Source organism: Streptomyces sp. NPDC002809 (assembly GCF_040295435.1).
Taxonomy (GTDB): Bacteria; Actinomycetota; Actinomycetes; order Streptomycetales; family Streptomycetaceae; genus Streptomyces.
Genome location: NZ_JBEOVJ010000081.1, coordinates 25,926 through 38,502 on the forward strand (window position 1 = coordinate 25,926; position 12,577 = coordinate 38,502).

Annotated in this window: 12 protein-coding genes; 11 read left to right on the forward strand and 1 reads right to left on the reverse strand. The window is 70.0% G+C overall.

What is annotated here, in order from left to right:
- Position 1: 1 nt before the first annotated feature.
- From pdxT to ABT025_RS32260, 9 genes are all read left to right on the forward strand, one after another.
- Positions 2-595 carry a pyridoxal 5'-phosphate synthase glutaminase subunit PdxT gene (pdxT, locus tag ABT025_RS32220; RefSeq protein ID WP_351002152.1) on the forward strand — a complete coding sequence of 198 codons (594 nt, stop codon included), beginning with the start codon at positions 2-4 and terminating at the stop codon, positions 593-595.
- A 61-nt stretch (positions 596-656) separates the two neighbouring features.
- The gene (locus tag ABT025_RS32225) at positions 657-1,409 is read left to right on the forward strand and encodes a YebC/PmpR family DNA-binding transcriptional regulator (protein ID WP_145762429.1); all 753 of its coding nucleotides are present in this window, start codon (positions 657-659) and stop codon (positions 1,407-1,409) included.
- Between the two features lie 133 nt (positions 1,410-1,542).
- Positions 1,543-2,118, forward strand: a complete 576-nt coding sequence (ruvC, locus tag ABT025_RS32230) for a crossover junction endodeoxyribonuclease RuvC (protein ID WP_351002155.1) — start codon at positions 1,543-1,545, stop codon at positions 2,116-2,118.
- Positions 2,115-2,741 carry a Holliday junction branch migration protein RuvA gene (gene ruvA, locus ABT025_RS32235; protein WP_351002157.1) on the forward strand — a complete coding sequence of 209 codons (627 nt, stop codon included), beginning with the start codon at positions 2,115-2,117 and terminating at the stop codon, positions 2,739-2,741. Before ruvC ends, ruvA begins: the two co-directional genes overlap by 4 nt.
- Positions 2,742-2,823: 82 nt before the next feature.
- Positions 2,824-3,897 (forward strand): Holliday junction branch migration DNA helicase RuvB, encoded by a 1,074-nt coding sequence (gene ruvB / locus ABT025_RS32240; protein WP_351002159.1) that lies wholly within the window; start codon positions 2,824-2,826, stop codon positions 3,895-3,897.
- Positions 3,898-4,061: 164 nt separating this feature from the next.
- The gene (gene yajC / locus ABT025_RS32245; RefSeq protein WP_351002161.1) at positions 4,062-4,547 is read left to right on the forward strand and encodes a preprotein translocase subunit YajC; all 486 of its coding nucleotides are present in this window, start codon (positions 4,062-4,064) and stop codon (positions 4,545-4,547) included.
- Positions 4,548-4,693: 146 nt separating this feature from the next.
- Positions 4,694-6,436, forward strand: coding sequence for a protein translocase subunit SecD (gene secD, locus ABT025_RS32250; RefSeq protein WP_351002163.1), 1,743 nt, complete (start codon positions 4,694-4,696; stop codon positions 6,434-6,436).
- A 1-nt stretch (position 6,437) separates the two neighbouring features.
- Positions 6,438-7,550 carry a protein translocase subunit SecF gene (gene secF / locus ABT025_RS32255; RefSeq protein WP_351002165.1) on the forward strand — a complete coding sequence of 371 codons (1,113 nt, stop codon included), beginning with the start codon at positions 6,438-6,440 and terminating at the stop codon, positions 7,548-7,550.
- On the forward strand, positions 7,547-8,098 hold the full coding sequence (locus tag ABT025_RS32260) for an adenine phosphoribosyltransferase (protein WP_351002167.1): 552 nt from the start codon (positions 7,547-7,549) through the stop codon (positions 8,096-8,098). Before secF ends, ABT025_RS32260 begins: the two co-directional genes overlap by 4 nt.
- 95 nt (positions 8,099-8,193) lie before the next feature.
- On the opposite strand, the gene ABT025_RS32265 is transcribed toward ABT025_RS32260, so the two are convergent.
- Positions 8,194-8,808, reverse strand: a complete 615-nt coding sequence (locus ABT025_RS32265; RefSeq protein WP_351002169.1) for a CGNR zinc finger domain-containing protein — start codon at positions 8,806-8,808, stop codon at positions 8,194-8,196.
- A gap of 183 nt (positions 8,809-8,991) precedes the next feature.
- On the opposite strand from ABT025_RS32265, the gene ABT025_RS32270 reads away from it, so the two are divergent.
- Together ABT025_RS32270 and ABT025_RS32275 are read left to right on the forward strand one after the other, a co-directional pair.
- Positions 8,992-9,735, forward strand: coding sequence for a metallophosphoesterase (locus tag ABT025_RS32270; RefSeq protein WP_351002171.1), 744 nt, complete (start codon positions 8,992-8,994; stop codon positions 9,733-9,735).
- A gap of 179 nt (positions 9,736-9,914) precedes the next feature.
- Entirely contained in the window at positions 9,915-12,482 is a 2,568-nt protein-coding gene (locus ABT025_RS32275) for a RelA/SpoT family protein (protein WP_351002173.1), read from the forward strand.
- The last annotated feature ends 95 nt before the right edge of the window (positions 12,483-12,577 follow it).

A 12,577-nucleotide genomic window follows, 5' to 3' on the forward strand; every position in this document is an offset into this window, starting at 1 on the left:
GATGAGCGACACCCCTGTCATCGGCGTCCTGGCTCTCCAGGGCGACGTACGGGAACACCTGATCGCCCTGGCCTCGGCGGACGCCCTGGCCAGGCCGGTCCGGCGCCCCGAGGAACTCGCCGAGGTCGACGGCCTGGTCATCCCCGGTGGCGAGTCCACCACGATGTCCAAACTGGCTGCCCTGTTCGGCATGCTGGAACCGCTGCGTGAGCGGGTGCGGGCCGGGATGCCGGTCTACGGCACCTGCGCCGGGATGATCATGCTCGCCGACAAGATCCTCGACCCGCGCTCCGGCCAGGAGACCGTGGGCGGCATCGACATGATCGTGCGCCGTAACGCTTTCGGGCGGCAGAACGAGTCCTTCGAGGCGGCCGTCGAGGTCGCCGGAATCGAGGGCGGCCCGGTCGAGGGCGTCTTCATCCGGGCCCCCTGGGTCGAGTCCGTGGGCGCGCAGGCCAAGGTGGTCGCCGAGCACGGCGGCCACATCGTGGCGGTACGGCAGGGAAACGCCCTTGCCACGTCATTCCACCCGGAACTGACCGGAGACCACCGGCTTCACGCGTACTTCGTCGACATGGTGCGCGCAGTCAGCTGACTCGACCCCGGTAGGATCTCTCGGGTTCGTACGGAATTTGGTGACGCGAAGGAGAAGGCAGATGTCCGGCCACTCTAAATGGGCTACGACGAAGCACAAGAAGGCCGTGATTGACGCCAAGCGCGGCAAGCTCTTCGCGAAGCTGATCAAGAACATCGAGGTCGCGGCCCGCACCGGCGGCGTGGACCCCGAAGGCAACCCGACCCTTGTGGACGCGATCCAGAAGGCGAAGAAGAGCTCGGTCCCGAACAAGAACATCGACTCCGCGGTCAAGCGCGGTGGCGGTCTCGAAGCGGGCGGCGTCGACTACCAGACGATCATGTACGAGGGCTACGGCCCTAACGGTGTCGCGGTGCTCATCGAGTGCCTCACCGACAACCGCAACCGTGCGGCGTCCGACGTACGTGTCGCGATGACGCGCAACGGCGGCTCGATGGCCGACCCGGGCTCGGTCTCGTACCTGTTCAACCGCAAGGGCGTCGTCATCGTCCCCAAGGGCGAGCTGTCCGAGGACGACGTGCTGGACGCGGTCCTCGACGCCGGTGCCGAGGAGGTCAACGACCTCGGCGAGACCTATGAGGTCGTCAGCGAGGCCACCGACATGGTCGCGGTCCGCACCGCGCTCCAGGAGGCGGGCATCGACTACGACTCGGCCGAGGCCAACTTCCTGCCCACCATGCAGGTCGACCTCGACGAAGAGGGCGCGCGCAAGATCTTCAAGCTCATCGACGCGCTGGAGGACAGCGACGACGTGCAGAACGTCTTCGCCAACTTCGACGTCTCCGACGAGGTCATGGAGAAGGTCGACGCCTGAGCGGCTGCCGGGTGACCGGCGCGGCTTTCCGTGGACGGGCCGACGGGGACACACCCCGTCGGCCCGTCGCATTGTCAGTGCGAGCCGATAGCCTGCGGGAACAGTTGACCGATCGGCAAGGAGGGGGCGAACCGTGCGGGTACTGGGCGTGGACCCCGGGCTCACCCGGTGCGGCGTCGGAGTCGTCGAAGGGGTCGCGGGCCGTCCTCTGACGATGCTCGGCGTCGGAGTCGTGCGCACCCCCGCCGACGCTGAGCTCGGCCACCGGCTGGTGGCCATCGAGCGCGGCATCGAGGAGTGGCTCGACGAGCACCGGCCCGAGTACGTGGCCGTGGAGCGGGTGTTCGCCCAGCACAACGTCCGTACGGTGATGGGCACCGCCCAGGCCAGTGCGGTCGCCATGCTCTGCGCGTCCCGTCGCGGCATCCCGGTCGCCCTGCACACGCCCAGCGAGGTCAAGGCAGCCGTCACCGGCAGCGGACGCGCGGACAAGGCGCAGGTCGGCGCCATGGTGACCCGGCTCCTGCGCCTGGACGCCCCTCCGAAGCCCGCGGACGCCGCCGACGCCCTGGCCCTCGCCATCTGCCACATCTGGCGCGCCCCCGCGCTCAACCGCCTCCAGCAGGCGCACGCGGCGGCCGCAGCGGCTGCCCGTACCCCGCGCGTCCCGCGCACCGCAGCAGCCCCCGTCCGGAAGGTCCCCCGATGATCGCCTCCGTCAGCGGCCCCGTCGCCGCGCTCGCCCCGACCACGGCCGTGATCGAGGTCGGCGGCATCGGCATGGCCATCCAGTGCGCACCGAACACCCTCGCCGGCCTCCGCATCGGCAAGGAGGCCAAGCTCGCCACCTCCCTCGTCGTACGGGAGGACTCGCTGACGCTGTACGGCTTCGCCGACGACGACGAACGACAGGTCTTCGAGCTCCTCCAGACCGCCAGCGGGGTCGGGCCCCGGCTCGCCCAGGCCATGCTCGCCACGCACAGCCCGGACGCCCTGCGCATCGCCGTGGCCACCGGCGACGAGAAGGCGCTCACCGCCGTGTCCGGCATCGGCAAGAAGGGCGCCCAGAAGCTCCTGCTCGAGCTGAAGGACAGACTCGGCGAGCCCGTCGGCGCCCACATCGGCCAGCAGGGCATCGGCGCCGCGGTCTCCGCCGCCTGGCGCGACCAGCTCCACGCAGCCCTGATCGGTCTCGGCTACGCCACCCGCGAGGCGGACGAAGCGGTGTCCGCCGTGGCACCGCAGGCGGAGGCGGCCCTCGCGGAGGGCGCCCAGCCGCCCGTGCCGCAGCTGCTGCGCGCCGCCCTGCAGACCCTCAACCGCACGCGCTGAGCCGGCCCGGGCGACACCCCGGCTGACGCCGGCCCGGCATTCCACGGCACGGCACCGATACACCCGAGGCGGGACTGACGAGATGAACTGGGACGAGACCGGACCCGACACCGACGAGCTCCTCGACGAGCGACTCGTCGACGCCGGCGCGGACGGCGAGGACACCGCGGTCGAGGCAGCGCTGCGCCCCAAGGACCTCGACGAGTTCGTCGGCCAGGAGAAGGTGCGCGAACAGCTCGACCTGGTCCTCAAGGCGGCCCGTGCCCGCGGTGCAACCGCCGACCACGTGCTGCTCTCCGGCGCCCCCGGGCTGGGCAAGACCACCCTCTCGATGATCATCGCGGCCGAGATGAACGCCCCGATCAGGATCACCTCCGGCCCCGCCATCCAGCACGCGGGCGACCTGGCGGCGATCCTGTCCTCGCTCCAGGAGGGCGAGGTTCTCTTCCTCGACGAGATCCACCGCATGTCCCGGCCCGCCGAGGAGATGCTCTACATGGCCATGGAGGACTTCCGGGTCGACGTGATCGTCGGCAAGGGGCCGGGGGCCACCGCCATCCCGCTGGAGCTGCCGCCCTTCACCCTGGTCGGCGCGACCACCAGAGCGGGACTGCTGCCGCCCCCGCTGCGCGACCGCTTCGGCTTCACGGGGCACATGGAGTTCTACGCCCCGAATGAACTGGAACGGGTGATTCACCGCTCGGCCGGACTCCTGGACGTCGGGATAGACGTCGAAGGCGCCGCCGAGATCGCGGGGCGCTCGCGCGGCACGCCCCGTATCGCCAACCGGCTGCTGCGCCGGGTCCGGGACTACGCCCAGGTCAAGGCCGACGGCAGGATCGACCGGGAGATCGCCGCCGCGGCTCTGCGGGTGTACGAGGTCGACGCCCGGGGACTGGACCGGCTGGACCGGGCTGTGCTCGGAGCGCTGCTGAAACTTTTCGGTGGCGGTCCGGTCGGCCTGTCCACCCTCGCGGTCGCCGTGGGGGAGGAGCGCGAGACGGTCGAGGAGGTCGCGGAGCCCTTCCTCGTACGGGAAGGACTGCTGGCCAGGACGCCGAGGGGGCGGGTCGCCACCCCGGCCGCCTGGGCTCATCTCGGGCTGGTGCCTCCGCAGCACGGCGGAAAGGGACAACAGGGTCTGTTCGGGGCGTGATGCATCACAGGTTGACCCACAGAGGAACCACGGTGCCATGCTGGGCGTTGTTCCATCGATGCGGACTCGCTTAGACTCCGCCGATGCCGCCCTTAAAGGTCGGTGTACCCACCCCCGTAGACCAGGCCGCCTTCGAGCGCGGTCGTGCGAAGGAAAATCGTCCCGTGAATCCCGTGACTCTCCTCCCCTTCATCGTGCTCATCGGGGCCATGTTCCTGATGACGCGGTCCGCCAAGAAGAAGCAGGCGGCGGCTGCGAACATGCGCAATGAAATGCAGCCCGGCACCGGCGTCCGGACGATCGGGGGCATGTACGCCACCGTCAAGGAGCTTCACGAGGACACCGTTCTCCTTGAGGTCGCCCCCGGCGTCCACGCCATCTACGCGAAGAACGCCATCGGTGCCGTCCTCGACGACGCGGAGTACAACCGCATCGTCCACGGCGACGTGGAGGAGCTCGACGTCGACGGCGCGGTCGTCCCGGACGACGCCTCCTCGCTGACCGAGGCCGACGAGGCCGACGAGGTCACCTCGGACGACGCGAAGACCGACCTGGTCAAGAAGACCGAGACGGACGACGCCGAGCAGGCCGACGACAAGGCCGACAAGAAGTCCGAGGGCAAGGCCGACGGCGAGGCCGACGCGAAGTAGCACACGACCCGGGGATGCCGTGAGCCCACAGGCATCCGGCCATCCCCGGACCGTGCGGTCTTCTGCGGGGGCGGGTCCCCACTAAACTTCGTGGCCGCTCGGGCGCGTACCCGGCGCGGGGCGGTTGGACAGGGAGAAACGAGAAGGTGGCAGCACCGAAGAAGGGCCGAGGACCGGCCGGCGGTCAGGGCAGGCCGGGGCGTTCCCTGGCTCTGATCCTGATCGCCATGGTCGCTCTCACCGGCGGGATGTTCCTGGCCGACCAGCCGACGCCGCGACTCGGCATCGACCTGGCCGGTGGCACGTCCATCACGCTGGAGGCGAAGGCCGAGCCCGGCCAGGAGTCGGCGATCAACAAGACCAACATGGACACGGCGGTCCAGATCATGGAGCGCCGCGTCAACGGTCTTGGTGTCTCCGAGGCCGAGGTCCAGACCCAGGGCGATCGCAACATCATCGTCAACATCCCCAAGGGCACGAACTCCGCCCAGGCCCGTGAGCAGGTCGGTACGACCGCGAAGCTCTACTTCCGGCCGGTGCTGACCGTCGCCCAGGGAACGCCCACGCCTGCGCCGAGCGCCTCGTCCTCCGACAAGGCCAGCCCGTCCGCCACGCCGAGCGCCTCCGCCTCGGACAAGGCGAGCAGCCCGTCCGCGAAGCCCAGCGCGAGCGCCACCACCCAGGGCCGCGCGGTCACCGGCGCTCTGAAGGCCGACTCCACGCCCACGCCCAAGGCCAGCACCACGCCGGAGGCGAGCTCCACCCCGACCGCCTCCGCCGAGGAGCAGGCGGCCGCAGCGGATCTGCAGAAGAAGTTCGAGGCACTGGACTGCTCCAGCAAGGCCTCCCGTTCCAAGGCGTCCCAGGGCACCAAGGCCACCGACACGGTGGTCGCGTGCGAGCAGGACGGCTCCGCCAAGTACGTACTCGGCCCGGCCGAGGTCGACGGCACGGACGTGGACAGCGCCAAGGCTGCGATCAACCAGCAGACCGGTCAGTGGATCGTTCAGATGGAGTTCACCGGCGGCGGCGCCAAGAAGTTCCACACGACCACGGGCAAGCTCGCCCAGCAGCAGTCGCCGCAGAACCAGTTCGCCATCGCGCTCGACGGCGAAGTGGTCTCGGCGCCCTCGGTCAGCACGGCGCTGAGCGCCAACGCCGAGATCTCCGGCAGCTTCGACCAGCAGTCCGCCGAGGAACTCGCCAACGTGCTCTCCTACGGTGCGCTGCCGCTCTCCTTCCAGGAACAGAGCGTCACCACCGTCACCGCCGCACTCGGTGGCGAGCAGCTCCGCGCAGGCCTCATCGCGGGAGCCATCGGCCTGGCCCTGGTGGTCATCTACCTGGTGGCCTACTACCGCGGGCTGGCGTTCATCGCGCTTCTCAGCCTCCTGGTCTCCGGCATCCTGACCTACACGATCATGTCGCTGCTCGGCCCGGCCATCGGCTTCGCGCTGAACCTGCCCGCGGTCTGTGGTGCCATCGTGGCGATCGGTATCACCGCGGACTCGTTCATCGTGTACTTCGAACGCATCCGGGACGAGATCCGCGAGGGCCGCACACTGCGCCCGGCCGTCGAACGGGCCTGGCCGCGCGCCCGGCGCACCATCCTCGTCTCCGACTTCGTGTCGTTCCTGGCGGCGGCGGTCCTGTTCGTGGTCACCGTCGGCAAGGTCCAGGGCTTCGCGTTCACGCTGGGCCTCACCACCCTGCTCGACGTGGTCGTGGTCTTCCTCTTCACCAAGCCGGTCATGACGCTCATGGCCCGCACGAAGTTCTTCGCCAGCGGTCACCCGTGGTCCGGACTGGACCCGAAGCGGCTCGGAGCCAAGCCGCCGCTGCGCCGTTCGCGCCGTGTCAACGCCCCCACCGACCCGAAGGAGGCGTGAGATGTCGCGACTCGGCAATCTCGGCGCCCGTCTCTACCGCGGCGAGGTCGGCTACGACTTCATCGGCAAGCGCAAGATCTGGTACGGCATCTCGATCCTGATCACCATCACGGCCATCGTCGGCCTGGCGGTCAGCGGCCTGAACATGGGCATCGAGTTCAAGGGCGGCGCGGTCTTCACCACCCCGAAGACGAGCGTCTCCGTCAACGAGGCGGAGACGCTGGCGACCGACTCCTCCGGGCACCAGGCCATCGTCCAGAAGCTGGGCAACGGCGGTCTGCGTATCCAGATCACCGAGGTCGACACCGCGAAGTCCGACCAGATCAAGGGCGAGCTCTCCAAGGGCCTCGACGTCCCGGCCGAGAAGATCGCGGCAGACCTGGTCGGCCCCAGCTGGGGTGAGCAGATCGCCAACAAGGCGTGGACCGGCCTCGGCGTCTTCATGGTCCTCGTCGTGATCTACCTGGCGATCGCCTTCGAATGGCGGATGGCCATCGCGGCCCTCGTCGCGCTGATCCACGACATCACCATCACGGTCGGTGTCTACGCGCTCGTGGGCTTCGAGGTCACCCCGGGCACCGTGATCGGTCTGCTGACGATCCTCGGTTACTCCCTCTACGACACGGTCGTCGTCTTCGACAGCCTCAAGGAGGGCTCGAAGGGGATCACCAAGCAGACCCGGTGGACGTACAGCGAGGTCGCCAACCGTTCCATCAACAGCACGCTGGTCCGCTCGATCAACACCACGGTCGTCGCCCTGCTGCCGGTCGCCGGTCTGCTGTTCATCGGTGGCGGTGTCCTCGGCGCCGGCATGCTGAACGACATCTCGCTGGCACTCTTCGTCGGTCTCGCCGCCGGTGCGTACTCCTCGATCTTCATCGCCACTCCGCTCGTCGCCGACCTCAAGGAACGCGAACCGCAGATGAAGGCGCTGAAGAAGCGGATCCTCGCCAAGCGTGCCGCTGCCGCCGCCAAGGGCGAGCTCAACGAGGCCGAGCAGGCCGAGCAGGCGGACGAGCAGTACCCCGAGGACACCGCGCCCGCCGGTGCGGTCGTCGGCCAGCGCCAGGAGCCCCCCAGGGGCCACGGCCGGAGCCCGGGGAAGCGTCGATGACCAGCACCACCGAGAGCACCAGGGACCTGCTGCTCAGCCGGATCCGTGACGTGGCGGACTACCCGAAGCCGGGCGTGATGTTCAAGGACATCACCCCGCTGCTCGCGGACCCGGTCGCGTTCACGGCCCTCACGGACGCACTCGCGGAACTGTGCGTACGGCACGGAGCCACGAAGATCGTCGGTCTGGAGGCCCGCGGCTTCATCCTGGCCGCGCCGGTCGCGGTACGGGCCGGTCTCGGCTTCATCCCCGTCCGCAAGGCCGGGAAGCTTCCGGGAGCCACGCTCGGCCAGGCGTACGAGCTGGAGTACGGCACCGCGGAGATCGAGGTCCACGCGGAGGACCTGTCGGCCGACGACCGCGTCATGGTCATCGACGACGTCCTGGCCACGGGCGGCACCGCCGGGGCCTCGCTGGAGCTGATCCGGCGGGCCGGGGCCACGGTCGCAGGTGTCTGCGTCCTCATGGAGCTGGGATTCCTGGCCGGCCGTGAGCGCCTGGCGCCGCATCTGCAGGGCGCTCCGCTGGAGGCCCTGATCACGGTCTGACCGACCGCGTACACGCACAGCCAAGAGGGCACCCGGAGCGATCCGGGTGCCCTCTTCGCGTACCTGTGGGCATCGCCCCGGCGCCCTGCAGACCGTCAGGACGGGGAGGGCTCCTCGCCCGCCGTGCGCCGGCTCCTGTAGTGGCGCGCCGCCCGTGCCCGGTTTCCGCAGGAGGGCTTGCACCACTCCTGCCGCCCGTGACTCCTGACGAAGTAGCGCACGCAGCGGGGCGCGGTGCAGGCGCGCAACCGCTCGCGTTGCGGGCCCGTCAGGAAGTCGATGGCGGAGCGGGCCAGGGCCGCGACGATCCGCACGTGCGGATCGTCCTGCGCCGACAGCAGCCGGACGGTGGGGGCGTCGTGGAGAGGCCAGTCCATCTGCGGGGCGACCGGTTCCCGGGCGGCCATCGCGTTGACATGGGCCAGGGCCTCGTCGACAGGCATCAGGTGACGGGCATCCGCCGGGCTGGGCGGAGCTGGAGCGACCGCGTGGGCGAACAGGGCCCGGACGGCCCGGCGCAGCGCGACGATCCCGAGTCTCAGCTCCTCGTCCACCACGAGTCCGGCCGCCGGGACACGGCCGGCCGGCAGATCGCCCTGCTCGTCAATCCAGCGGGTCGTTCCCCGGAGGGTGGCCAGGTCGTCGGTGACGCCACCGTCTCCGTCGTGCCGGATCGTGCTCGCCAGTTCCAGTGCCGGCCATCGCTCCACAGGGTGCTCCTCCCGCTCTCGCGCCGAATCGACGACCACTTGATCGCATCCCCGCCCACACCCTAAGGTTCTAACGGTAAAAGTGGAAACTTCCGTTAGGTGCGGCGAGGGGCGGCGGGCAGGGCGGCGACACCCGCCCGCTGCCGCCCGGCCGCCCGGGCTTGCCATGGAGGAGACAGAGGAATGACGACACTTCTTGCCCAGATCAGTGACCTGCACCTGGACGGCAGCGAGAGAGCGACCCGGCGCGCCACCCTCGTCATGGACTACCTGCGCGCGCTGCCCCGCCCGGTCGACGCACTCCTGGTCACCGGGGACATAGCCGATCACGGGACGGAGAGCGAGTACGAGGAAGCGGCCCGGATCCTGACCGCCCCGTTCCCGGTACTCACCTGCCCCGGAAACCACGACGTCCGACCGGCCTACCGCAAGGCCCTGCTCGGCGAGGCGCCCGGCGACGGCCCCGTCAACCGGCACCACCTCATCGCCGGCACCGCCGTCCTGATGTGCGACTCCACCATTCCGGGCCGCGACGAGGGGCGCCTCGACGCCGATACGCTCAGCTGGATCGACACCACCCTCACCGCATTGCCGCAGGACACCCCGGCGCTGATCGCGTTCCACCAGCCGCCGGTGGAACTCCACCACCCCCTGCCCGACTCCGGCATGCTCGAAGAGCCCGGACGGCTGGCCGGCCTGCTCGCCGCCCACCCGCGCGTCGTCGCCGTCCTCACCGGTCACGCCCACACCGCGGCCGCCTCGACGTTCGCCGACCGCCCGCTGATCGTCGGCCCCGCCATCACCTGGACCCTGCGCATGCCCTGGGAGGCCGGTGGCGCGGCGGACCGTGACCAGCCGCCCGGCCTCGCCTTCCACGTCCTGGACGACGAGCGGCGTCTGACCACCCACTACCGCGTCGTGCTCTGATCATGGCGTGAACGGCACCGGACGGTGCGCACCACCGCGACGCGCACCGATGCGGGCACCCGGGAACAGCCGGGTGCCCGTTTCGCGTTGTGAGGGCTCTCACGGTCCCCGGGGGAGGACCGGCCGCCGGGTCGATACGATGGCCTTTCCGGGTGTCCGGATCCGCACGAGGAGTGCTCTTGCCAGACGAGGCCCAGCCAGTCGCCGCCCCGCAGCCCGACAAGCCCGAGGCGGCCCCAGCCACGCCCGCGACGCAGCAGCCCGCGGAGAAGCCGAAGCCCCCGGCTCCGGAGCCCGCCACGGGTCCGGCCCCCGCCGAGGCGAACGGACCCGTGCCCGCTTCCCCCGCGCAGCCGGCCGTCCCCGTCTCCCCGGCCCCCACCGCACCGAAGCCGCCCTCCAAGCCCGCAGCGGCACCGGCCGCGCCCGCGGGCCCGGTGGCCCGTACCGGAGGGTCGTCCAACCGGGTGAGGGCCAGGCTGGCCCGCCTCGGCGTGCAGCGCTCCAGCCCGTACAACCCGGTACTGGAACCGTTGCTGCGCACCGTCCGCAGCAACGACCCCAAGATCGAGTCGGCCACGCTGCGCCAGATCGAGAAGGCCTACCAGGTCGCCGAGCGCTGGCACCGCGGCCAGAAGCGCAAGAGCGGCGACCCGTACATCACACATCCGCTCGCCGTGACGACGATCCTCGCCGAGCTGGGTATGGATCCGGCCACTCTGATGGCGGGGCTGCTGCACGACACGGTCGAGGACACCGAGTACGGCCTGGACACCCTGCGGCGCGACTTCGGCGACCAGGTCGCCCTGCTGGTCGACGGCGTCACCAAGCTGGACAAGGTCAAGTTCGGCGAGGCCGCGCAGGCCGAGACCGTACGCAAGATGGTCGTCGCCATGGCGAAGGACCCCAGGGTCCTCGTCATCAAGCTCGCCGACCGGCTGCACAACATGCGCACCATGCGCTACCTCAAGCGGGAGAAGCAGGAGAAGAAGGCCCGCGAGACGCTGGAGATCTACGCCCCCCTGGCACACCGCCTGGGCATGAACACCATCAAGTGGGAGCTGGAGGACCTCGCCTTCGCGATCCTCTACCCCAAGATGTACGACGAGATCGTCCGCCTCGTCGCCGAGCGGGCGCCCAAGCGTGACGAGTACCTCGCCATAGTGACCGACGAGGTCCAGTCCGACCTGCGCGCCGCCCGCATCAAGGCGACCGTCACCGGACGGCCCAAGCACTACTACAGCGTCTACCAGAAGATGATCGTGCGGGGCCGGGACTTCGCCGAGATCTACGACCTGGTGGGCATCCGGGTGCTCGTGGACACGGTCCGCGACTGCTACGCGGCGCTCGGCACCGTGCACGCGCGATGGAATCCGGTCCCCGGCCGGTTCAAGGACTACATCGCGATGCCCAAGTTCAACATGTACCAGTCGCTGCACACCACGGTGATCGGCCCCAGCGGCAAGCCCGTCGAGCTGCAGATCCGTACCTTCGACATGCACCGCCGCGCCGAGTACGGCATCGCCGCGCACTGGAAGTACAAGCAGGAAGCCGTCGCGGGCGCCTCCAAGGTGCGCACCGACGTCCCCAAGAACACCGGCCGCGGCCAGGACACCGTCAACGACATGGCGTGGCTGCGCCAGCTCCTGGACTGGCAGAAGGAGACCGAGGACCCCAGCGAGTTCCTGGAGTCCCTGCGCTTCGACCTCTCCCGCAACGAGGTCTTCGTCTTCACGCCCAAGGGCGACGTCATAGCGCTTCCCGCGGGGGCGACACCGGTCGACTTCGCGTACGCCGTCCATACGGAGGTCGGCCACCGGACCATAGGAGCACGGGTCAACGGGCGGCTCGTGCCGCTCGAGTCGACGCTCGACAACGGCGACCTGGTGGAGGTCTTCACCTCCAAGGCAGCCGGCGCCGGGCCCTCTCGCGACTGGCTCGGTTTCGTCAAGTCGCCGCGGGCCCGCAACAAGATCCGTGCGTGGTTCTCCAAGGAGCGCCGCGACGAGGCGATCGAGCAGGGCAAGGACTCCATCGCGCGGGCCATGCGCAAGCAGAACCTGCCGATCCAGCGCATCCTGACGGGCGACTCGCTCGTCACGCTCGCCCACGAGATGCGCTACCCCGACATCTCGTCCCTCTACGCAGCGATCGGCGAGGGACATGTGGCGGCGGCCGGCGTCGTACAGAAGCTGGTGCAGGCGCTCGGCGGCGAGGACGCGGCCAACGAGGACCTGGCGGAGAGCTCCCCGCCCTCGCACGGACGCAACAAGCGCCGGGCCAAGGCGGATCCCGGCGTGGTCGTCAAGGGCGTCGAGGACGTCTGGGTCAAGCTGGCCCGCTGTTGTACGCCCGTGCCCGGCGACCCGATCATCGGCTTCGTCACCCGGGGCAGCGGAGTCTCCGTGCACCGGGCGGACTGTGTCAACGTCGACTCGCTCTCGCAGCAGCCGGAGCGGATCCTCGAGGTCGAGTGGGCGCCCACCCAGTCCTCGGTCTTCCTGGTCGCGATCCAGGTCGAGGCTCTGGACCGGTCCCGGCTCCTCTCGGACGTCACACGGATCCTGTCCGACCAGCACGTCAACATCCTGTCCGCGGCCGTGCAGACGTCCCGTGACCGGGTGGCCACCTCGCGCTTCACCTTCGAGATGGGCGACCCCAAGCACCTCGGGCACGTCCTGAAGGCCGTACGGAGCGTGGAGGGCGTCTACGACGTCTACCGGGTGACCTCGGCCCGCAGGCCGTAACCGCGAGCCCTCGGGAAGGCCCCAGGACATGGAGCGGGCCCCCCGACCCCAGGAGGTACCGGGGCCCCGACCATGCCCCCCCCCCCCGCGGGCCC